Annotated in this window: 19 protein-coding genes and 2 pseudogenes; 2 read left to right on the plus strand and 19 right to left on the minus strand. The window is 59.5% G+C overall.

Annotated features, from left to right (window positions below; genetic code table 11):
- Window positions 1–5: 5 nt before the first annotated feature.
- The 16 genes and pseudogenes from BSK43_RS21755 to BSK43_RS21830 form a co-directional block, all read right to left on the minus strand.
- A complete protein-coding gene (locus tag BSK43_RS21755; protein WP_068387880.1) occupies window positions 6–452 on the minus strand; it encodes a type II toxin-antitoxin system RatA family toxin in 447 nt (148 codons plus the stop codon).
- Window positions 453–461: 9 nt separating this feature from the next.
- Complete coding sequence (locus BSK43_RS21760; RefSeq protein ID WP_077469867.1) at window positions 462–1,028, minus strand: AAA family ATPase; 567 nt, start codon at window positions 1,026–1,028, stop codon at window positions 462–464.
- 52 nt (window positions 1,029–1,080) lie between these two features.
- A complete protein-coding gene (locus BSK43_RS21765) occupies window positions 1,081–1,674 on the minus strand; it encodes an AAA family ATPase (protein ID WP_077469866.1) in 594 nt (197 codons plus the stop codon).
- 12 nt (window positions 1,675–1,686) lie between these two features.
- Window positions 1,687–2,280 carry an AAA family ATPase gene (locus BSK43_RS21770; protein ID WP_077469865.1) on the minus strand — a complete coding sequence of 198 codons (594 nt, stop codon included), beginning with the start codon at window positions 2,278–2,280 and terminating at the stop codon, window positions 1,687–1,689.
- Window positions 2,281–2,437: 157 nt separating this feature from the next.
- Window positions 2,438–3,409 carry a lipoyl synthase gene (lipA, locus tag BSK43_RS21775; RefSeq protein ID WP_077469864.1) on the minus strand — a complete coding sequence of 324 codons (972 nt, stop codon included), beginning with the start codon at window positions 3,407–3,409 and terminating at the stop codon, window positions 2,438–2,440.
- Window positions 3,410–3,443: 34 nt separating this feature from the next.
- Window positions 3,444–3,692 carry a GlsB/YeaQ/YmgE family stress response membrane protein gene (locus tag BSK43_RS21780; RefSeq protein ID WP_068386452.1) on the minus strand — a complete coding sequence of 83 codons (249 nt, stop codon included), beginning with the start codon at window positions 3,690–3,692 and terminating at the stop codon, window positions 3,444–3,446.
- Window positions 3,693–3,726: 34 nt separating this feature from the next.
- Entirely contained in the window at window positions 3,727–3,981 is a 255-nt protein-coding gene (locus tag BSK43_RS21785; protein ID WP_068386450.1) for a GlsB/YeaQ/YmgE family stress response membrane protein, read from the minus strand.
- A gap of 55 nt (window positions 3,982–4,036) precedes the next feature.
- Window positions 4,037–5,500, minus strand: coding sequence for a dihydrolipoyl dehydrogenase (lpdA, locus tag BSK43_RS21790; RefSeq protein ID WP_077469863.1), 1,464 nt, complete (start codon window positions 5,498–5,500; stop codon window positions 4,037–4,039).
- 53 nt (window positions 5,501–5,553) lie between these two features.
- On the minus strand, window positions 5,554–6,195 hold the full coding sequence (locus BSK43_RS21795; RefSeq protein WP_077469862.1) for an SGNH/GDSL hydrolase family protein: 642 nt from the start codon (window positions 6,193–6,195) through the stop codon (window positions 5,554–5,556).
- A gap of 25 nt (window positions 6,196–6,220) precedes the next feature.
- Window positions 6,221–7,581 (minus strand): annotated as a pseudogene (locus BSK43_RS21800) (pyruvate dehydrogenase complex dihydrolipoamide acetyltransferase).
- Window positions 7,582–7,596: 15 nt separating this feature from the next.
- Window positions 7,597–8,982 carry a pyruvate dehydrogenase complex E1 component subunit beta gene (locus BSK43_RS21805; protein WP_077469861.1) on the minus strand — a complete coding sequence of 462 codons (1,386 nt, stop codon included), beginning with the start codon at window positions 8,980–8,982 and terminating at the stop codon, window positions 7,597–7,599.
- Between the two features lie 18 nt (window positions 8,983–9,000).
- Window positions 9,001–10,044: a pyruvate dehydrogenase (acetyl-transferring) E1 component subunit alpha gene (gene pdhA / locus BSK43_RS21810; RefSeq protein WP_068386436.1), complete on the minus strand. Its 1,044-nt coding sequence runs from the start codon at window positions 10,042–10,044 to the stop codon at window positions 9,001–9,003.
- A 157-nt stretch (window positions 10,045–10,201) separates the two neighbouring features.
- Complete coding sequence (locus tag BSK43_RS21815) at window positions 10,202–10,513, minus strand: septum formation initiator family protein (RefSeq protein ID WP_068386432.1); 312 nt, start codon at window positions 10,511–10,513, stop codon at window positions 10,202–10,204.
- Window positions 10,514–10,747: 234 nt separating this feature from the next.
- Entirely contained in the window at window positions 10,748–12,022 is a 1,275-nt protein-coding gene (gene eno / locus BSK43_RS21820) for a phosphopyruvate hydratase (protein ID WP_077469860.1), read from the minus strand.
- Between the two features lie 149 nt (window positions 12,023–12,171).
- A complete protein-coding gene (gene kdsA, locus BSK43_RS21825; protein WP_077469859.1) occupies window positions 12,172–13,011 on the minus strand; it encodes a 3-deoxy-8-phosphooctulonate synthase in 840 nt (279 codons plus the stop codon).
- Entirely contained in the window at window positions 13,008–13,895 is an 888-nt protein-coding gene (locus BSK43_RS21830) for a VOC family protein (RefSeq protein WP_077469858.1), read from the minus strand. Before BSK43_RS21830 ends, kdsA begins: the two co-directional genes overlap by 4 nt.
- A 395-nt stretch (window positions 13,896–14,290) precedes the next feature.
- Between BSK43_RS21830 and lexA the strand changes: the two genes are divergently transcribed.
- On the plus strand, window positions 14,291–15,013 hold the full coding sequence (lexA, locus tag BSK43_RS21835) for a transcriptional repressor LexA (protein ID WP_068386422.1): 723 nt from the start codon (window positions 14,291–14,293) through the stop codon (window positions 15,011–15,013).
- Here lexA and BSK43_RS21840 read toward each other — a convergent pair.
- Complete coding sequence (locus BSK43_RS21840) at window positions 14,994–17,453, minus strand: ComEC/Rec2 family competence protein (RefSeq protein ID WP_077469857.1); 2,460 nt, start codon at window positions 17,451–17,453, stop codon at window positions 14,994–14,996. The two genes, lexA and BSK43_RS21840, sit on opposite strands and share 20 nt — an antisense overlap.
- A 280-nt stretch (window positions 17,454–17,733) precedes the next feature.
- On the opposite strand from BSK43_RS21840, the gene gltA reads away from it, so the two are divergent.
- Window positions 17,734–19,023 (plus strand): citrate synthase, encoded by a 1,290-nt coding sequence (gltA, locus tag BSK43_RS21845; RefSeq protein ID WP_077469856.1) that lies wholly within the window; start codon window positions 17,734–17,736, stop codon window positions 19,021–19,023.
- A 27-nt stretch (window positions 19,024–19,050) separates the two neighbouring features.
- Here the strand turns inward: gltA and lpxB are convergent, their stop codons facing one another.
- Both lpxB and BSK43_RS21855 read right to left on the minus strand, forming a co-directional pair.
- Window positions 19,051–20,235 (minus strand): lipid-A-disaccharide synthase, encoded by a 1,185-nt coding sequence (gene lpxB, locus BSK43_RS21850; protein ID WP_077469855.1) that lies wholly within the window; start codon window positions 20,233–20,235, stop codon window positions 19,051–19,053.
- Window positions 20,232–21,110, minus strand: a pseudogene (locus BSK43_RS21855) (LpxI family protein). Before BSK43_RS21855 ends, lpxB begins: the two are co-directional and overlap by 4 nt.

Genomic DNA, 21,110 nt, shown 5'->3' on the forward strand with positions numbered 1-21,110 from the left:
CTGGCTCAAGCGTAGATCTTGTTCGCGCGCGTCTCGAAGGCATCCGTGAACATGCGGAACGCCCGATCGAACATCGACCCCATCAGGGCGCCGAGAATGCGGCTCTTGAACTCGTAGTCGATGAAGAAATCGACGCTACAGCCGCCATTTTCCAGCGGCGCAAAACGCCAGCGATTATCGAGATATTTGAAAGGACCGTCGATATATTTGACATCGATGGCGCGCTCGGCCTTGTGGAGTAGTACCTGCGTGGTGAAAGTTTCGCGGATTGCCTTGTAGCCAACGGTCATGTCGGCGACCAGCAACACCTTGCCGTCGCGCTCCTTGCGGCTGCGAACGACAAGACCGTCACAAAGCGGCAGGAATTCCGGATAGCGTTCGACGTCGGCGACGAGGTCGAACATCTGGTCAGGCGAATGCGGAACGGGGCGATGAGTTTCGAACTGAGGCATGAGCCGCAATTAAGCAGGACGGCCCAGAAGATCAAGAAGCTGACGCATTTCGCCGCGGGATTTTAACTGCAAAACAGGCACATCGGCGCCATGCTGGGCAAGGCCTGCAAGCACTTTGGGTGCCAATTTCCGCTCCCAATCCCAAATGTAGCGCAGGAACTCCCAGTCGATACGCTCTGGACAACCCGGCGCCATATCCGGGCGAGACCGTCCAACCCAGCGCAGCGCTCTCGACAGGGCTCCCCACACGCATAGCCAGCGCGGCATGCGTACCCAAAGGACAAGCTGTGTGCGTGGCAATCGCAGGTCAAAGCTCGATGGTCCGGTTCCGTCAATCAGCCAGCGGTCCTCGGCTACCTTGGCCGCGATAAGAGCGCGTTCTTCGGCCCTGTCTCTCTTCACCCATCCCGGCAACCAGAAAAACTCACGATCCATCGAGATGTAAGGCAGGTCCGTGCGAGCGACGATTTGCTGTGCCAATGTTGACTTCCCACCGCCGGAACAACCCATGATGAGAATACGATCCGCGATTTTAAGGCGGGTGGCTCCCTCATCTATGGGCTTCAATTCCTTCATGTTTCACCTCTTGGAAACGCCCGGCCGCATTATTATGAAGTCCGGTTCGCGATCAGTCCGGCACTGCAAGCAGATCAAGCAACTCGCGCATCTGCCGACGGCTGGTCAGTTGGAAGACCGGCACCTCGGAGCCATGTTCGACAAGGCCGGCGACGACACGCGGGCTAAATTTCTCTTCGAATGTCCATATGAAGCGCAGGAATTCCCAGTCAATTTTCTCCTTGCAGCCTGGCGCCATTTCCGGACGTGTGCGGCCGATCCACTTGACCCAGCGCGAGACGGCACCCCAGATGCAAAGCAATCGCGGCATCCGCACCCAGATGACGAGATCGGTTCGCGGCAGACGTATGTCGAAGGTGGAAGGGTTCGTGCCATCCATGATCCAGCGCTCGCCCTGCACCTTCGAGACGATGATGGCCCGTTGCTCTTCCTTGCCGCGTTCCTTCCAGCCCGGCAGCCACAAGATGTCGCGGTCGATCGAAACATAGTCAAGGCCGAAGCGGTTGGCGATTTTAAGCGACAGCGTCGACTTTCCGCCGCCGGAGCAGCCCATGACCAGGATACGGTCCGCCCGGCGGATATGGTCGGCTGCCTCGGCGAGATCGTGTATTTCCCGGCGCAGCGCAGGCATCGTCATCTGATCCATGGTAGCTCCGTTTCAAACACTGGCTTGCAGGCGAGCCAGCAGTTCCGCGCCATCGCGATGGGATTTCAGCGTCAAAACAGGGACATGCGGGCCATGCTGCACCAGCATTTCCTGAAACTGCGGCACTTCGTTGCGCTCGAACGTCCAGATGTAGTGCAGGAATTTCCAGTCCAACCGCTCGGGGCAACCTTCCGCCATCTCGGGCCGCGATCTGCCCCTGTAACGCAACCAGCGTGAAAAGACGCCGCGCAATGCCACGCGCCGCGGAGGTCGGAGCCATATGACGATCTCGGCACGCGGCAGCCTTAATGGCAAGGTGCCGGGGCTATTGCCATCCATGATCCAACGCGGGCCGGCAACGGCCTGTTCTATCCGTGAGATCGCCTCGGCGCGCGGGCGGGGCTTCCAACCTGGCAGCCAGAAGATATCGCGGTCCATGGACACGTAAGTCAGCCCGCGCAACGAGGCGATCGCCTGCGCCAGTGTGCTCTTGCCGGTGCCGGAGCAACCTATGACAAGGATCCGGTCTGCCTTTTGCAGGATAGAGGCTGCCTCGTCGATATCGACGGCATGCGGCAGCGCCAGCGGCGCGACAATCTGCTCCACGGTCCAGCTCCATAGTCGAATCTAAAGCGCCGATACCGGTCACAAACGGCGGCGCGTTCCCTAGGCCGTTCAGATGACAGGCAAATGACGGCGCAAACAAAAACCGCGGCAAGTTCGCCGCGGTTCGCTCAAAAGGCAATACTGAATTTTGCCGGGTTTATTCGGCTGCCAGCAGCAGCTTCTTTTCGCGAGCAGCGCGCAGGCGCTCGAAATCGTCGCCGGCGTGATGCGACGAGCGGGTGAGCGGGCTGGAGGCGACCATCAGGAAGCCTTTGGTATAGGCGACCGTCTCGTAGGACTTGAACTCTTCGGGCGTGACGAAGCTCATGACCTGATGATGCTTGCGCGTCGGCTGAAGATACTGGCCGATCGTCAGGAAGTCGACATCGGCGGTGCGCAGGTCGTCCATCAGCTGCAGGACTTCGTTCCGCTCCTCGCCGAGGCCGACCATGATCCCCGACTTGGTGAACATGGTGGGATCAAGTTCCTTGACCCGCTGCAGCAGGCGAACGGAGTGGAAGTAGCGAGCACCGGGGCGAACCTTGAGGTAGTTGCCGGGCACCGTTTCCATGTTGTGGTTGAAAACGTCGGGTTTGGCAGCAACGACACGCTCGAGAGCGCCCGGCTTCTTCAGGAAGTCCGGCGTCAGGATCTCGATGGTGGTGTTCGGCGAGGCGGCGCGGATTGCCCAGATCACCTTTTCGAAATGCTCGGCGCCACCATCCGCCAGGTCGTCACGATCGACCGAGGTGATGACGACGTGGCTGAGGCCCATCTGCTTGACGGCCTTGGCGACGTTTTCCGGCTCGGCCATGTCGAGCGCATTCGGCTTGCCCGTGGCGACATTGCAGAACGCACATGCGCGCGTGCAGATCTCGCCCATGATCATGAAGGTCGCGTGCTTCTTGTCCCAACATTCGCCGATGTTCGGGCAACCGGCTTCCTCGCAGACCGTGACGAGCTTGTGCTCCTTCACGATCAAGCGTGTTTCGGCATAGCCCTTCGATGTCGGCGCCTTAACGCGGATCCAATCCGGCTTGCGCAACACTTCCGTATCGGGCCGATGCGCCTTCTCCGGGTGTCGAACGCGCTTTGCATCCGGGTTGATCGTGTCGAGAATCGTGACCATGAAACGTCTACTTTCCGCCGCTACCTGCGGCCCTTCATCGCCGCGCGAATTTGGCGAGGAATATCAGAATGCATGCACCAATGAAACCGGTGACGAAAAAGCCGAGTCGGCCGCCGGGCACACCGACATGCAGCGCCACCAACAGCGCTGCAGCTACGACAGAGCCGGCAATACCGAGGATGATGTTGAGGATGACCCCATAGCGCGCATCCATCAGCTTACCCGCGAGCCAACCCGCAAGACCGCCGATGATGATCAGACCCAGCCAACCCACGCTTTCCATCAAACCCTCGTTCCAGACCTATAGCCAGGATGCCCTAGACGATCAGTCTCGCCAGCAGCACCACGATGATTGCGCCGACGGTGGCATGGATGATCTCCACCACAAGCGCATTTTCAATCCCGAGCGATATCCCGAAATAATGAAACAGGAAACCGCCCACGAAAGCGCCGATCACGCCGCTCACCAAGCAACCGATGAGCCCACCGCCTCCGACGATCAAGCTTGCGAGAAAACCCGCAACCAGCCCGATGAGAAGAAAGACGACCCAACCTTGCGCAGCTATAGACATGTTGATTTCCTTTCCTGTTTTCCACCCCCTGGATAAAGGGCGAGGCAGGAATTTATCAAGCGTTCAGCACCCGGCCGTAGGCGTCGAGCACCGCTTCCTTCATCGATTCCGAAACTGTGGGATGCGGGAAGATCGTGTGCATCAACTCTTCTTCGGTCGTCTCCAGGTTCATCGCAACGACGAAGCCCTGGATCAGTTCGGTCACTTCGGCGCCGACCATGTGCGCGCCGAGCAGCTCGCCGGTCTTCTTGTCGAAGATGACCTTGCAGAGGCCCTGATCCTCGCCAAGCGCGATGGCCTTGCCGTTATATGCGAAGGAGAAGCGGCCGACGCGGATATCGCGGCCGAGTTCCTTGGCCTTGGCTTCGGTCAGGCCGACGGAAGCAACCTGCGGCTGGCAATAGGTGCAGCCAGGAACCTTGCCCTTATCGGTCGGATGAACATTCGGCAGGCCGGCTATCTTCTCGATGCAGACAACGCCTTCATGCTCAGCTTTGTGAGCCAGCATCGGAGGACCAGCGACATCGCCGATCGCGTAGATGCCCGCCACATTGGTCTTGCCGTAGCCGTCGATGACGATGCAGCCGCGGTCGGTCTTCACGCCGAGCGCTTCAAGCCCGAGATTTTCGATGTTGCCCTGCACGCCGACAGCGGAGATCATGCGGTCGGCGACAATCTGCTGCACCTTGCCGTCCTCCGTCTCGACATGAGCGGTAATGCTGTTGGCTGCCTTTTCGACCTTCGTGACCTTCGCCTTGGTCAGGATCTTCATGCCGCGCTTTTCGAGCTGCTTGCGGGCGATACCGGAGATTTCGGCATCCTCGACTGGCATGATGGTCGGCATGACTTCAACGACGGTGACATCGACGCCCATCGAGCGATAGAAGCTTGCGAATTCGATGCCGATGGCGCCCGAGCCCATGACGAGCAGCGACTTCGGCAGGAAGTCCGGCTTCAGCGCTTCGAAATAGGTCCAGATCAGCTTACCGTCAGGCTCGATGCCCGGAAGAGCGCGCGGACGGGCGCCTGTCGCGACGATGATGTGCTTGGCGGTGTAGGTGCCCTCGCCCTTGACGTTCTTCGGCAGCGGATGCTGCGGCTCGACGGCCGGCTTGGTCGACTTGCCGACTACGATTTCGCCCGGCTGAGCGCCTGTCGAAGCCTTGGTGATCTTGGCTTCGCCCCAGATGACGTCGACTTTGTTCTTCTTCATCAGGAAGCCGACGCCGGTGTTCAAGCGGGCGGAAACGCCGCGCGAGCGGGCGACAACTGCCTTCACATCGGCGCTTACCTTGCCTTCGAGAACAAGGCCGTAATCCTTCAGATGGTTGGAATGATCGAGAATTTCAGCCGAACGGAGCAGCGCCTTGGTGGGAATGCAGCCCCAGTTGAGGCAGATGCCGCCCAGATGCTCGCGCTCAACGATTGCGGTCTTCAGGCCAAGCTGGCCGGCGCGCACAGCGGCGACATAACCGCCCGGACCGGAGCCGATGATGATGACGTCGTAATTCTCAGCCATGTGTTTCCTGCCTTATTGGTGGCGGCGCATCGCAAGCTGGCGCCTTGAATTTATCAGAGACCGAGCATCATCCGCACGATCGGCTCGAGGCCGCGACCGAGCGCCCGGGTATTTTCCGCATCGAGATGCACGCCATCGAGCGGCGTAGTGACGGCGGCCGTATTCGCATCGAAGAAACCACAGCCCAGTTCGTCGGCCAGATCGCTATAGAGCGTCGGCAGCTTGTTCGATTCGTGGATCGCGCCAAGAAAGCTTGCCGCAAACGCCGCATTCGCCGTCTCGGTAATCGCCGGCGGGGCGACGATGAGGATGTCAGGCACCTCGTAGTCGAACCCCCAGGCGTGATTGCGAACCAGCTGCACCAACCGGCTGATGCCCTGAAGAGCAGCAAAGGCCGAACCGGCCACAACCGGCTTCATGTCATTGGTGCCCAGCATGATGATGACAAGATCCAGCGGATTATGAGTCTGCAGGATCGTCGGCAAAATCCGCGCGCCGTTGCGATCGCAATCGGCCAGATGATCGTCGAAAGCGGTGGTGCGGCCGTTCAATCCCTCCGGGATGACGCGGACCTGATCGCCGAGCGCCTTTTGCAGCACGCTCGGCCACCGATCTTCATAGGCATGACGGCCGATCGTCTCGGCGCTGTAGCCCCATGTCAGCGAGTCGCCGTAACACAGAACAGTTTTGGTCATTCATGCCTCCGTGTCAGAACAAGGCTCAGACGAGCATCCCCATCGGATTTTCGATGTAGCCCTTGAAGGCTGCCAGAAGCTCGGCACCGAGCGCACCGTCGACGGCGCGATGGTCGGTCGACAGCGTGACGGTCATCACGTTGGCAATCACCATTTCGCCCTTCTTGACGATGACGCGCTGCTCGCCCGCGCCGACGGCCAGAATGGTCGCATGCGGCGGGTTAACGACGGCGGCGAAGTTCTTGACGCCCATCATGCCCATGTTCGACACAGCGGTCGTCCCGCCCTGATACTCCTCGGGCTTCAGCTTGCGCTCCTTGGCGCGCTTGCCGTAGTCCTTCATCTCGTTGGAGATGGTGGAGAGCGTCTTCTGTTCGGCGCTGCGGATGATCGGCGTGATCAGTCCGCCCGGAATGGAGACGGCAACGCCGACATCGGCGTGCTTGTGCTTGACCATGTTGCTGTCGGTCCAGGACACGTTGGCATCCGGCACATCGCGCAGTGCGAGAGCCAGGGCCTTGATGACCATGTCGTTGACCGAGAGCTTGTAGGCCGGAACGCCGTCCTTCGACTTCGGAGCGGAATCGTTGAGCTGAGTGCGGAGAGCCAGCAGCGCGTCGAGTTCGCAATCGACCGAGACGTAGAAGTGCGGGATCGTCTGCTTGGATTCCTGCAGGCGCTTGGCAATCGTCTTACGCATGCCGTCATGCGGCACGAGCTCGTAGGAACCCTGCTCGAACAGCTTGAGGACGGCATCGTCGGACATGCCCTTCGGTGCTGCCGGAGCGGTGGCAGCAGCGGCCGGCTGTGCAGACGGTGCTGCTGCGGGAGCAGCTTTGCCTGTACCGCCTGCTATGGCAGATTCGATATCTTTCTTGACGACGCGGCCGTGCGGGCCGGAGCCGGCAACTGCAGCGACATCGACGCCGGCTTCCTTGGCAAGACGACGTGCGAGCGGCGAAGCCGAAGGTACGATGACCGTAGCTGCGGCCGGAGCCGGAGCGGATGCAACGGGAGCCGCAACGCTTGCCGGAGCAGGCGCTGCAGCCGGAGCGGCTGCAGGAGCAGCTTCCGCCTTCGGTGCTTCCTTGGGAGCCGGGGCAGCGCCGCCGCCAGCACCGGAAGCAGCAGCCGCAACATCCTCGCCATCGGCGGCGAGCACGGCGATCAAGGCATTGACCTTGACGCCTTCGGTGCGGCCGGAACGACGATCTTGGCAACGGTGCCTTCATCGACAGCTTCGACTTCCATCGTTGCCTTGTCGGTCTCAATCTCGGCGATGACATCGCCGGACTTGATCTTGTCGCCTTCCTTGACCAGCCACTTGGCGAGGTTGCCCTCTTCCATGGTCGGCGAGAGGGCAGGCATGGTGATGTTGATAGGCATCGATGGGCCCTCCCCTTATTTGTAGCAAACGGCCTTCACCGCATCGACCACTTCGGCGACGCTTGGAAGCGCCAGCTTTTCGAGGTTGGCGGCGTAAGGCATGGGTACGTCCTTGCCAGCAATCGTCAGGATCGGCGCATCGAGATAGTCGAAAGCCTGCTGCATGACGCGGGTAGCAATTTCGGTGCCGACGGACGACTGCGGATAACCCTCTTCGACGGTCACCAGGCGGCCGGTCTTCTTGACCGATTCGATGATTGCCGGGAGATCCATAGGACGGATGGTGCGCAGGTCGATGAGTTCGACATCGATGCCCTGGGCTTCCAGTTCGGCGACTGCCTTGGTGGCATAGGTCATGCCGATGCCGAAGGAGACGACCGTTGCGTCCTTGCCCGGACGATGGATGCGGGCCTTGCCGATCGGCACAGTGAAATCATCCAGCTTCGGCACGTCGAAGTGCTGGCCGTAGAGGATTTCGTTTTCGAGGAAGATGACCGGGTTCGGATCGCGGATAGCCGACTTCAGCAGACCCTTGGCGTCGGCTGCCGTGTAGGGCATGACGACCTTGAGGCCGGGGATCTGGCTGTACCAGGCGGCGTAATCCTGGCTGTGCTGAGCGCCGACGCGGGCAGCAGCGCCATTCGGACCGCGGAAGACGATCGGAGCACCCATCTGGCCGCCAGACATATAGAGCGTCTTGGCAGCGGAGTTGATGATCTGGTCGATCGCCTGCATGGCGAAGTTGAAGGTCATGAACTCGACGATCGGACGGAGGCCAGCCATGGCGGCACCGACGCCGATACCGGCAAAACCATGCTCGGTGATCGGGGTGTCGACGACGCGGCGTGCACCAAACTCCTGCAGCAGACCCTGAGTGACCTTGTAAGCACCCTGGTATTCGGCGACTTCTTCGCCCATGACGAAAACGTCGGGATTGGCGCGCATTTCTTCGGCCATCGCATCGCGCAACGCTTCGCGCACGGTCGTCGAGACCATCTCGGTGCCGGCCGGAATTTCCGGATCGACAGGAGCCGCGGCCTTCGGCTGGGCCGGAACGGGTGCCGGCGCGGCAGCGGGAGCAGCGGCGGCAGGTGCTTCGGCCTTGGCCGGTTCGGCAGCGGGTGCAGCCTTGGCGGACGAAATGTCGGCAGCAGATTCGCCGTCCTGCAGCAGGATGGCGATCTTGGCGTTGACCTTCACGCCTTCGGTGCCGGCTTCAACCAGCAGCTTGCCGATGACGCCTTCGTCGACGGCTTCCACTTCCATGGTGGCCTTGTCGGTTTCGATTTCGGCAATGACGTCACCGGAAGTGACTTTGTCGCCTTCCTTCTTGAGCCATTTCGAAAGAGTGCCTTCTTCCATCGTCGGAGAAAGGGCGGGCATAAGAATATCGATGGGCATTGATCGTCCCTCCCCGATTTACAGCAGAATGTCGGTGTAGAGCTCGGATGCGTCCGGCTCCGGATTGCTCTGGGCAAAATCGGCGCTATCGGCGACGATTTCGCGGACATCCTTGTCGATATCCTTCAGATCATCCTCGGTCGCCCAGCCCTTTTCGAGAAGGCGAACGCGAACCTGCTCGATCGGATCATGCTCGGAGCGCATCTTCTGCACTTCGTCCTTGGAGCGATACTTCGCCGGGTCCGACATGGAGTGACCGCGGTAACGGTAGGTCAGCATTTCCAGGATGATCGGGCCCTTGCCGGAGCGGCAGTAAGCTATGGCCTCATCGGCCGCTGCCTTGACGGCGCGAACGTCCATGCCGTCGACCTGGATGCCGGGGATGCCGAACGAGGCGCCGCGCTTGGAGAAATCAGCCTGCGCGGTGGCGCGGGCAGTCGAAGTGCCCATGGCGTAACGGTTGTTCTCGATCACGAAGATAACGGGCAGCTTCCAGAGCTGCGCCATGTTGAAGCTTTCGTAGACCTGGCCCTGGTTGGCAGCACCATCGCCGAAATAGGCGACGCTGACATTGTCATTGCCGCGATAGCGGTTGGCAAAGGCAAGGCCGGTGCCGAGCGAGACCTGGGCGCCAACGATGCCGTGGCCGCCGTAGAAATTCTTTTCCTTGGAGAACATGTGCATGGAGCCGCCCTTCCCTCGGGAATAGCCGCCCTGACGTCCGGTAAGCTCGGCCATGACGCCGCGTGCTTCCATGCCGGTTGCCAGCATGTGCCCGTGATCGCGATAACCGGTGATGACCTGGTCGCCATCCTTCAAAACCATCTGCATGCCGACGACGACAGCTTCCTGGCCAATGTAGAGGTGACAGAAGCCGCCGATGAAGCCCATGCCGTAAAGCTGGCCGGCCTTCTCTTCAAAGCGGCGGATCAAAAGCATCTCACGATAAGCCTTGAGCTCCGCATCGCGGTCGAATTCCGCGATCGGACCGCCATTGGTTTCCTTGGCAGGCCTGGATGCTGTTTTACGGCTGGAAACGGTCGCGTTCTTTCGCGGCGCCATTCAACCCTCCCTGTGTGAGTAGCCTCGTTTTGTGGTGAGGCGTAACATAGGCAAGATTGTTCGCCACAGCAATGCTATAATTGCATGGCTCATATTCTTTGCAAGTAACTGATATTATTTGCAAAAACGCAATTAACCGAAATTCGGTTAATTGTGGCTATTTATTGAAGATGACGATCTCGTTCGCCTTGGAATAGGTCAGCTGATAGCGCGCATATTGGTCCAGCATATCCTTGTCCAGGGAGCCATCGCTCAGCAGAGCGACTTCCTTTTCAAGGTGCTCACGCTTGGCGACGAGATCAGCGAGTTCCTTGCTGCGATCGATACGGCGCTGCTCGAAAACCTCCGTGGCCTTCAGGCCGTAGTCACCATGGACACAATGATAGCCGAAATAGCTGACGAAGGCCACAGTAACAGCGGGAAGAACGAAACGGCCGAACTTTCTCTTCTTATGATACTTTGTCCACATACTCGCTCGAAACGCTCTATCGCTGGAGATCTCTAGCCTCAGACCCATGCGACGATAGCACTGTGGCTGCGGATAAGATCACGTCAAATCAAACACCTAGAGCGACTCTAGCCGCGAGAGATTAACCGTCCGTTGACTCTAACTGCCCCCGCAACAAAAAACCGCGCCCGAAGGCGCGGTTCGATCTCCTGGATGACGAAGGCGTAGATCCCCGGGGATCACGCTGCCCCAGTATCAGGCGCGAAGAATGGAGCGGCCGGCATATTTTGCCTGTGGGCCGAGACCTTCTTCGATGCGGATCAGCTGGTTGTACTTGGCAAGACGGTCGGAGCGCGACAGCGAGCCGGTCTTGATCTGACCGCAGTTGGTGGCAACCGCGAGATCGGCAATCGTGGAGTCTTCGGTTTCGCCAGAGCGGTGCGACATGACGGCTGTGTAGTTGGCCTTGTGCGCAGTTTCGACGGCGTCGAGGGTTTCGGTCAACGAACCGATCTGGTTGACCTTGACGAGGATCGAGTTGGCGACGCCCATGCGGATGCCATCGCGCAGGCGAGCGGAGTTGGTGACGAACAGGTCGTCGCCGACGAGCTGCGTCTTCTTGCCGATCAGGTCGGTGAGCGTCTTCCAGCCTTCCCAGTCGTCTTCAGCCATGCCGTCTTCGATCGAGACGATCGGGTACTTGGCGGCGAGTTCTGCGAGGTATTCAGCCATCGCGCCGGATTCCAGCGTGCGGCCTTCGCCTTCCAGCACGTACTTGCCGTCCTTGAAGAACTCGGTCGAGGCGCAATCGAGGCCAAGCGCAATTTCTTCGCCAGGCTTGTAGCCAGCCTTTTCGATCGACTTCATGATGAAATCGAGGGCAGCAGGAGCGCTCGACAGGCCCGGTGCAAAGCCGCCTTCGTCACCGACATTGGTGTTGTGGCCCTGGGAGGCCAGTTCCTTCTTGAGGACGTGGAAAACTTCCGAGCCCATGCGCACGGCATCGCGGAACGTTTCGGCGCCGATTGGCAGGATCATGAATTCCTGGAAATCGATCGGGTTGTCGGCATGAGCGCCGCCGTTGATGATGTTCATCATCGGAACCGGCAGCAAGCGGGCATGAGCGCCGCCGACATAACGGTAGAGCGGCAGGTTGGCGCTCTGGGCTGCGGCCTTGGCGACGGCGAGCGATACGCCGAGGATGGCGTTGGCGCCAATGCGGGACTTGTTCGGCGTACCGTCAAGCTCGATCATGATGTCGTCGAGCTGGATCTGGTTTTCAGCGTCCATGCCGCCGATCGCGTCGAAGATTTCCGAATTGACGGCCTCGACAGCCTTCTCAACACCCTTGCCATGGTAGCGCGTGCCGCCATCGCGAAGCTCGACGGCTTCGTGCGCACCGGTAGACGCACCCGACGGAACCGCCGCGCGGCCCATGCTGCCGTCTTCGAGGTAGACATCGACTTCGACGGTGGGATTGCCACGGCTGTCGAGAATCTCGCGGGCGATAATGTCGGTGATTGCGGTCATGATAGCTTCCTGCTCGCTGGTTTATAAATCGATTGAAATGGTCTTAATCGAAGACGCGGAAATTACAATGCCGCTCCGCCTCCCGATTTGACACTCCTTCAGGCCCCGTAACGCAAAATCATGTCAGCCTGTTGAATGCCTGTGATTTCTCAGGCCTTGGTGATGGCGTCGAAGGCCAGAAGCTTCTCCAGAAGCCGCGGCATATCCTTCAGATAGACCATATTCGGGCCGTCCGAGGGCGCATTGTCCGGATCTTCGTGCGTCTCGACGAAGACGCCGGCAACGCCAACGGCAACTGCGGCGCGCGCCAGCGTCTCTACGAATCGGCGATCGCCGCCAGTCGAGCCGCCCTGCCCACCCGGCTGCTGCACGGAGTGGGTCGCATCGAAAATGACGGGCGCACCCATCGCCGCCATGATGGGCAGCGAGCGCATGTCCGAGACCAGCGTGTTGTAACCGAAGGAGGCGCCACGCTCGCAGAGGAGGATATTCGGGTTGCCGCTTTCATTCAGCTTGGCAAGGACGTTCTTCATGTCCCAGGGCGCCAAGAACTGGCCCTTCTTGACGTTGACGACGCGGCCGGTCTTGGCGGCGGCGACCAGCAGGTCGGTCTGGCGCGAAAGGAAGGCCGGGATCTGCAGGATATCAACCGTCTTGGCGACAACGGCGCATTGTTCCTCGGTGTGAATATCGGTCAGCACCGGAAAGCCATATTCCTTCTTGAGATCGGCAAAAATTTCCAATCCCTTCTCGATGCCGATACCGCGCTTGCCGGAGAGCGAGGTGCGGTTCGCCTTGTCATAGGAGGATTTATAGACAAGGCCGATGCCGAGCTTGTCGCAGAGTTCCTTCAGCACGCCGGCCACCATGAAGGCATGCTCGCGGCTCTCCATCTGGCAGGGGCCGGCGATCAGCGACAGCTTGGCAGTGTTGGAAAACAGAACCTTGGACGCTCCCTCGCCGACGATCACTTCCGAATTCGTGCTCATGCTATCTCCTCAAAGGCGAAAAGAGCGCCCGCTGCGGGCGCCAGCCTTGCCAATATACGGTTGTTCTTACGCGTGTAGGTGACGCCGTTAGCAGCGAAATGCGACGATGTCACGGAAAGATCGCGTGTTTTGAAAAGGATTGCGCGGGCTCGAAGCCCCGGATCGTCCTTGCCGACCCGCAAATCGTAAAACGCCTCCATGCCTTCCGGCGTCAGGAGATCGATGTCGGCATTGGCAGCCCGGATTGTCAGTCCGAAGGAATGCTCGGATATCCTGGGGTCACCTATGATCTCCTCGAAAAACGAGCGGTACGCGGCGGGTTTGGTCGTCGATATCGCCACCCGCGCAATGCCGGTGACAGCATTTTCATGGCGCTCCAGCACGCTGCGATCGGCGGGCAACGGATTGATGCGCTGGCAGCAGAAGGCCAGGAAATCGGGCGCACGCAGATCGGCGGCAAAGGCAAGACGAAAGCCCGCCTGGGTTTCCGTGCCATCCGGCATCCTCATCGGCCGCGAAAAATCCAGCATCCGTCCGGCGGAGATCATGCCGGCCTTGAAACGTTCGTCATCAGCGACAGCGTCATCCGTGCCGAAAACCACGCCGGAGAACCCGTCTTCACCTATCCGAAACCGATAGGCCTGATCACGAGCGACGAAGACATTGCCGTCCTCGATGCTCTTTTCACACTGCTCCAGAGATGTGACCCCGAGGGGCTCCAGATAGGTCTTGTCGGCAAAGAAGACGCATGCGTTCTCGGTGCCAAAGGGATGGCGCGCATCCGGAGCCACCGTAAAGCCAAGCCTGCCAAGGCGTTCACGCGCCGATGCGATATTGACCGTCGGCAGCACAAGATGATCCAGCGGATGCGGCAACGAAGTCATGGCGTCTCCGATTTTCTGCTGCGGCAGGTTTGCGCCGATCCACGGTCCAATTCAAGGCCGAAGCAGCATAGCGATGATACTGGACAATGACTGATTCTCGACAGCAGCCGAACCTTCTCGGTACAAGCTAGATTTCAGCCATGCTTCAGATAGGTGACTTAAACTTAAAACCACTCCGTCTGCGCATCCAGCGGCGTTTTCCCATATTTATCGTTATGTTAGCACCGATATAACCACTCGCCGTCGCGCCACGATCCATTCGATAATTTTAAATATCTAACTGACAGGGCAAGGCTTTACCGAAATTTAAGTACTTGCGGAACACATATGGAACATATAGTGTCCGTTCTGGATTTGTTTCACGACGTTTCTCTTGATTCTGGGGTTCCAAGACGATGTTGACGCGCAAGCAGCAGGAACTGCTTCTCTTCATTCACGAACGGATGAAGGAGTCCGGCGTTCCACCATCTTTCGATGAAATGAAGGACGCATTGGATCTTGCATCCAAGTCCGGCATTCACCGTTTGATCACGGCTTTGGAAGAGCGAGGCTTCATCCGTCGCCTGCCGAATCGGGCGAGAGCGCTCGAAGTCATCAAGCTGCCGGATGCCTACAATCCCAGCCTGCAGCCGCGCCGCGGCTTTTCACCGAGCGTCATCGAAGGCAGTCTTGGCAAGCCACAGCCGGTCGCGCCGCCTGCTCCCCCAAAGGTGGCCAATGACGACCAGAACAGTTCGGTGTCGGTGCCCGTCATGGGCCGCATCGCAGCCGGCGTTCCGATTTCGGCCATTCAGAACAATACCCATGAAATAACCGTTCCCGCCGATATGCTCGGCTCGGGCGAACATTATGCCTTGGAAGTGCGGGGCGATTCGATGATCGATGCCGGCATTTTTGACGGCGATACCGTCATCATCCGCAATTCAACGACTGCCAATCCCGGTGACATTGTTGTCGCCCTTGTGGATGACGAAGAAGCAACGTTGAAGCGGTTTCGCCGCAAGGGCGCTTCCATCGCTCTAGAAGCCGCCAATCCGGCATATGAAACACGCATATTCGGGCCGGATCGCGTCAAGGTCCAGGGCAAGCTTGTCGGCCTCATTCGCCGCTATCATTGACTGGTGACGCAGAACGGATTGGCACACCATAGGTTCCGGTGCGCCAATCATAGGTTCGGTGCCGCATCCATGGGCGCTGCGGATTGTCGAACGCTGTGGAGATGATAGGCGTGTCCGAGTCGAAATTCATTTCGACCGAGCCGGTTCGCCTCAATGTAGCGCCGGTGAAAAGCATTGCTCCGGAGCGGCAGCGATCGAGGCGCAGTTTTATCGGCGTGATGACGATATTTGCGGTATCGCAAGCAGGCGGTAGATAGGCTGCGTCCTCGATGGTGACAAGCATCGCGCCGTTTTCAAGCATTGCGACACACCATGCACCCTTCTGGCATGCAAAGCTTCCCTGCATCGTCTGATCGAGCGCTTCCTCCATTGCCTTGCGCACTGCGTTTTGTTCCTCCGTGCTTAACCGCCGGCGGCGATCTGCTTTGCTGACATGAGGGAGCCGGCTGTCGGTCGGAAGAACGGTTGGCGGTTGGTGTTCTGCTGCCACCAGCGCCTTCTGCCATTGCTCGAAGATAAAAGCCTGCGGTCTTTCGCGGTTCGTTGCCAAGATGTCGTCCTGTCGCAACGCGACCAGAGCGCCATCTTCGGAAATCATCAGATCCGGCTTCGGCACGCCGGAATTGAATGTTGCTGCACCGATCGCTGAGAGCAACAACAGCAGCCCGACATGGCGCAGGCGGGTCCGCAGCATGGTCATGATAAGGAAGCCGGCTATGAAAGTTGGCATGAGCCAGCCCGCTTGACGGCCAAAGGTGATATCGCCTCCCCAGCCCGCCACGGTCTTCGCGATCAGGATGACCAGTTCCAGTCCCTCACCGGTGACTTTCCAGAATGGCGCATCAAGGCCAAGCGGCATCAGCAACATGGCCATCATGCCGAACGGCATGACAATGAACGAGACGATCGGCATGGCGGCGAGATTTGCAGCAAGCCCGTATGTCGCCAGTCGGTGAAAATGCTCGATCGAGAAAATCGCCGTCGAAGCACCGCCGACGAAGGATGTTGACAACACGCCGCCGAAAAAACGAGAGACGAAGAGCAGCGGGCTGAGGAACCTGGAGCGCGAAAATATGCTTTCGCGATGCTGCCGCCGCTTCCAGAGCGTGTAGCCCGACACCAGCGCCAGCGTCGCGGCATAGGACATCTGGAAGCTCGGCCCCAGCACTTGCGATGGAGACAGAATGAGGATCACGATTGCCGAAAGCGCTACATTTCGCAGGCTGATCGATGGCCGGTCGAAGAGCACGGCAACCAGCATGATCGCCATCATGATGAAGGCGCGCTCTGCAGACACGCCGAAACCGGAAATGAGGTAATAGGCTGTCACGGTGAGCAGCGCACCGAACGCAGCCACTTTCTTGGTTGGCCAAGCCTGCGCGACACCTGGAAACAGGCTGAAGAGATAACGCAGGCCGATATAGAAGATGCCCGCCGATAGCGCCATGTTCAAGCCTGAAATGGCGATGATATGCGTCAGGCCTGCGGTTCGCAGCGCCTCGGTCGTTTCATCTGAAATCGCTCGTCTCTCATCGGTGACAAGTGCGGCTGCAAACGCACCGGTGTCGCCTGGCAAGGTTCTCCTGATCCTGTCACCTATGCTGTTACGCAGGCCGGCGAGCCAGATATCCGCCTGATCGAGCAACGACTCTTTTGTGACATCACCATCTGGAGACAATAATTCCGGGGTGCCGTAGGCGAAGCCGTTCGCGCCAATTCCATTGAAATAGGAGCTGAATGCGAAATCGTTGAGGCGCGGCAAGGCCGGGCCTGCCGGCGGCGTTAGCCGCGCCCTGCCCTGAATCCGATCACCCAGGTTGAATGGCTCTGCCTGTTTTCGGACGAAGATAGTGACGCGTTCCGGCGCTCTTCGAATGGCCGGCTTTTCCGTTCCATCGACTTTGACGACATATCTCCAACGGCCGTTGTCATAGGATTCACGCCTTTCGACCCGACCAGTAACGGTTGTCGTCACTGCCGAATCGAGCATCACTGTCGATGCCCGCCAGCTTTCCCATTGCGCCAGAGCCACGCCCAGACTCGCCAGCATGCCGGCAAAGAGGACATGTCGGAACAGACGGCCCGCATCACGCTTAAACAGAAAGGCGCCCGTCAAAAGCAGCAGTGCCACCAGGACCGCTTGCGAAGGCGGATCGCTATCGACCTTGAACCAAAATATCGAGCCCAGCCCCATATAGATTGGTGCGAACAGGATGGCGCGACCATGCGCCGCTTCCTCTTCGATCAGCCTTCCTATGGCAGCTCGGCCATGACCGAGGGCCAGGTAGAGCTGTGCGAACAGGCGCGCCTGATCTTGCGTTCGTTGACGTCGTCCAGTCTTCGCACGAGGGGCGAATGAGGCAATAGCGTGGCGATGCTGCGAAGGCAGAACAAGGTCCCGGCCATCTTCCTGCTGTTCCGGTGCCTCTAAATTAGGCATTGAGCGCCTGCCCCACGCAAAACTACAGCTTTCGCGCGATTTTTGCCGTCACCATCAGGTGATTTCAACCGAAATCGACAAATCTGTCACCGATTTGCGCTATTTACCGGAACGGCGCGATCAAACAGGCTACCGCAGTGCCCAAAAGTTGATACTGCAATGCACAATTCGGCATTAGGATAACTTGGCATTAGGCTCTGGATCATATAGCTAGTCGTTAGTCGCTTAACCTTTTGGCGCTTTTTATGGCGTCAATCCCGCCAAATCTTGGAGGATCAGCATGACGGAACAAAGCGCGAAACTAACTTGGGGTGAGAAGACGGTGGATCTGCCGGTCAAAACCGGAACCATCGGCCCGAGTGTCATTGATATTGGTGCCCTTTATAAGAACACCTCCACTTTCACCTACGATCCCGGCTTCACCTCGACGGCGTCTTGCGAGTCGAGCATCACCTATATTGATGGCGACGAAGGCGTTCTGCTGCACCGCGGCTATCCGATCGATCAGCTGGCCGAACACGGCGATTTTCTCGAAGTTTGCTATCTGCTTCTTTACGGCGAATTGCCGACGGCAGCACAGAAGAAGGACTTCGACCATCGCGTCGTGCACCACACCATGGTGCATGAGCAGATGTCGCGCTTCTTCACCGGCTTCCGCCGCGATGCGCATCCGATGGCCGTCATGTGCGGCTGCGTTGGCGCGCTGTCGGCCTTCTATCACGACTCGACCGACATCACCGATCCGCATCAGCGCATGGTCGCGAGTCTTCGCATGATCGCGAAGATGCCGACGCTTGCCGCAATGGCCTACAAGTATCATATCGGCCAGCCCTTCGTTTATCCGAAGAACGATCTCGACTACGCATCGAACTTTCTGCGCATGTGTTTCGCGGTTCCCTGCGAAGAATATGTGGTCAATCCGGTGCTCGCACGCGCCATGGACCGCATCTTCATCCTGCATGCGGACCATGAGCAGAATGCGTCGACCTCGACGGTCCGTCTCGCCGGCTCTTCAGGTGCCAATCCGTTTGCCTGTATCGCTGCCGGCATTGCCTGCCTCTGGGGCCCAGCTCATGGCGGCGCCAACGAAGCAGCGCTCAACATGCTCAGCGAAATCGGCTCCGTTGATCGTATTCCGGAATACATTGCCCGCGCCAAGGACAAGAACGATCCGTTCCGCCTGATGGGCTTCGGCCATCGCGTCTACAAGAACTACGACCCGCGCGCCAAGATCATGCAGAAGACGGCGCACGAAGTTCTCGGCGAACTCGGCATCAAGGACGATCCGCTGCTGGATATCGCGATCGAGCTGGAGCGCATCGCGCTTACCGATGAATATTTCATCGAGAAGAAGCTCTATCCGAACGTCGACTTCTATTCCGGCATTACGCTGAAGGCTCTGGGCTTCCCCACGACCATGTTCACCGTGCTGTTCGCTCTCGCCCGTACCGTCGGCTGGATCGCTCAGTGGAACGAGATGATCGAGGATCCGCATCAGCGTATCGGCCGTCCGCGCCAGCTCTACACCGGCGCACCGCTGCGCGAATATGTTCCGGTCTCCAAGCGCTAAGCTTCGGCATTGAAAACAAAAAACCGGTCAGAAATGACCGGTTTTTTTATGGGACAAAACGTCCAGAATGATCGCCGCAGCCTTGTCGCCCGGCGGCTCCTCTGTCTGCATCCGTTGCCAGACCAGATCGTAGCCCGCGAGCATCGCCGCGCGCTCGCGCGTATCATTCGACAGGCGCTCCATGTACCGCGCCAAAAGGCCGGGACGCAGGACGTCGTTGATAAGTTCCGGCACGACTGCGTAGTCGGCAATCAGGTTCGGCAGGGCGGCCGACCACACCTTGATGCGCGACATCACGAATCTCGCCAGCCACTCCGTCTTGTAGGTCGAAACCACCGGAACGCTGGCCAGGCCCAGTTCCAGAATCACCGTGCCCGATGCGGCCATGGCGGCATCCGCCTGCGCGAAGGCCTGCCATTTTGCACGCTGACCGACAAGGATTTCCGGTTTGACGGTCCAGCTTTCCAGGAGCGAGCGCACGAGAGCTTCCTGCTTCGGGACTGTCGGAAGTAGGAAGCGAACCGCATTATTTCGCCGACTAAGTTCTTCGGTAGCCCGCTCAAAGACTGGAAGGAGCTGGCGGATTTCGGAACCGCGCGACCCCGGGAGAAGGAGAACAGTCATCGGGGCGTCGGCGGCGACGGCACTGCGCAAAGCACGCTGTTGGCGCGTCTCCAGCAGGTTGGCATCCACGGTCAGGCGATGGCCAACATAGGTGGTCGCCGGACCGCCGAGGCGCTGCATCGCTTCCGGCTCGAATGGCAGAACCGCCAGCACATGATCGACATAGGCAAGCATCTTTTGCGCCCGATACTCCTTCCACGCCCAGACGCTGGGGCAGACGTAGTTGACAATCGGAACGGTGGGCAATGCCTTGCGCACCCTCTTGGCGACGCGATGCGTGAAATCCGGGCTGTCGATGATAAGAAGCACGTCGGGCTTGGCGGCGATAATGGCATCGGCCGTCTGGCGAATGCGAGCGAGCAACTTCGGCAGTTGCTTGATCACCTGGATGAAACCCATGATCGAGAGCTCGGAATAATCGAACAGCGAATGCAGCCCCTGAGCTTCCAGCGCCTCGCCGCCGACGCCAACCAATTCCACGGGGCCTTCACAGCGCCGCTTCAACGCCGCAACGAGATCGCCGCCCAACAGATCGCCAGAGACTTCGCCGGCGACGACGGCGAGCTTCAGTGGTGTCACACCGCTCACATGAAGCCCTCCGCGCTTAATCCGCGGTCGATACCGCAAACGAAAATGCCTGCCTCGTCCGCCGCTGCAATCACCGCTTCACGCTCGAGAACCAGCGCCCTGCCCGCCTCCACTGCGACGCCGGCAAGCCCTGCCTTTTTGGCATTCAGCACGGTGGAAACGCCGATGGACGGCAGATCGGCACGCACATCCTGCTGCGGTTTGCAGAGCTTGACCAGCACGCCGCGACGGCGCTGCGATATACGCCCTTCAGCGCGCAAGCCGCCACACGCTCGATCATTCTGTCCGTGCCCTCGGCACCTTCCAGCGCAACGACACGGCCGCCGACACTGACCGCGCCCTGGCCGACATCCAGCAACCCCAGCGCATCGGCAGCCTTGGCGCCCTGGACGATATCGCGCAGATCCTCCGCGGATGGTGTGTGACGGCCGAGCGGCCCGGTAGTTGCCAACAGATCGGGCGCGATTTCGTGCGCGCCGACGACGCGGACGCCACCGGCCTCGATCAAACGGATGACCATTTGCAGCACGGCATTGTCGCCACCAGAAAGAAGTGTGCGAATGGTTAGGGGCAATTCCTTGATCACCCGCCAAGTCGGGTGGATCTCGCGCCAGGGCGGACGGCGGGCAACGCCGCCGGACATCACGACCCGGTCAACGCCATAGCGGCGAAAAGTTGCTTCCAGGCCGGCAAAATTGCCAACGCCGAGATTGGCGTGATCGAAAGCGGACCAATCTCGTCCGCTTCATCGTCAAGGCGATAACAACGGGATTTTCACCGGCCTGCCGGGCGGCGTCGGCGACATAGGCGGGCAAGAAGCCACTGCCTGCGATGATCGCCAACCTGCCCTCGCCCTTGAGGCCGGCCGAAACCAC

The sequence above is a fragment of the Rhizobium sp. P44RR-XXIV genome (assembly GCF_001999485.2).
Classification (GTDB): Bacteria; Pseudomonadota; Alphaproteobacteria; order Rhizobiales; family Rhizobiaceae; genus Rhizobium.

Bases quoted from the DNA above. Each gene is read 5' to 3' on its own strand.
- kdsA (WP_077469859.1), bottom strand. From the start codon at position 13,011: ATGAGCACGAATTCGGAAGTGATCGTCGGCGAGGGAGCGTCCAAGGTT.
- BSK43_RS21765 (WP_077469866.1), bottom strand. From the start codon at position 1,674: ATGGATCAGATGACGATGCCTGCGCTGCGCCGGGAAATACACGATCTC.
- BSK43_RS21760 (WP_077469867.1), bottom strand. From the start codon at position 1,028: ATGAAGGAATTGAAGCCCATAGATGAGGGAGCCACCCGCCTTAAAATC.
- lipA (WP_077469864.1), bottom strand. From the start codon at position 3,409: ATGGTCACGATTCTCGACACGATCAACCCGGATGCAAAGCGCGTTCGA.
- BSK43_RS21805 (WP_077469861.1), bottom strand. From the start codon at position 8,982: ATGCCCATCGATATTCTTATGCCCGCCCTTTCTCCGACGATGGAAGAA.
- lpdA (WP_077469863.1), bottom strand. From the start codon at position 5,500: ATGGCTGAGAATTACGACGTCATCATCATCGGCTCCGGTCCGGGCGGT.
- BSK43_RS21815 (WP_068386432.1), bottom strand. From the start codon at position 10,513: ATGTGGACAAAGTATCATAAGAAGAGAAAGTTCGGCCGTTTCGTTCTT.
- eno (WP_077469860.1), bottom strand. From the start codon at position 12,022: ATGACCGCAATCACCGACATTATCGCCCGCGAGATTCTCGACAGCCGT.
- BSK43_RS21830 (WP_077469858.1), bottom strand. From the start codon at position 13,895: ATGACTTCGTTGCCGCATCCGCTGGATCATCTTGTGCTGCCGACGGTC.
- BSK43_RS21840 (WP_077469857.1), bottom strand. From the start codon at position 17,453: ATGCCTAATTTAGAGGCACCGGAACAGCAGGAAGATGGCCGGGACCTT.
- BSK43_RS21755 (WP_068387880.1), bottom strand. From the start codon at position 452: ATGCCTCAGTTCGAAACTCATCGCCCCGTTCCGCATTCGCCTGACCAG.
- gltA (WP_077469856.1), top strand. From the start codon at position 17,734: ATGACGGAACAAAGCGCGAAACTAACTTGGGGTGAGAAGACGGTGGAT.
- BSK43_RS21785 (WP_068386450.1), bottom strand. From the start codon at position 3,981: ATGTCTATAGCTGCGCAAGGTTGGGTCGTCTTTCTTCTCATCGGGCTG.
- pdhA (WP_068386436.1), bottom strand. From the start codon at position 10,044: ATGGCGCCGCGAAAGAACGCGACCGTTTCCAGCCGTAAAACAGCATCC.
- lexA (WP_068386422.1), top strand. From the start codon at position 14,291: ATGTTGACGCGCAAGCAGCAGGAACTGCTTCTCTTCATTCACGAACGG.
- BSK43_RS21795 (WP_077469862.1), bottom strand. From the start codon at position 6,195: ATGACCAAAACTGTTCTGTGTTACGGCGACTCGCTGACATGGGGCTAC.
- BSK43_RS21780 (WP_068386452.1), bottom strand. From the start codon at position 3,692: ATGGAAAGCGTGGGTTGGCTGGGTCTGATCATCATCGGCGGTCTTGCG.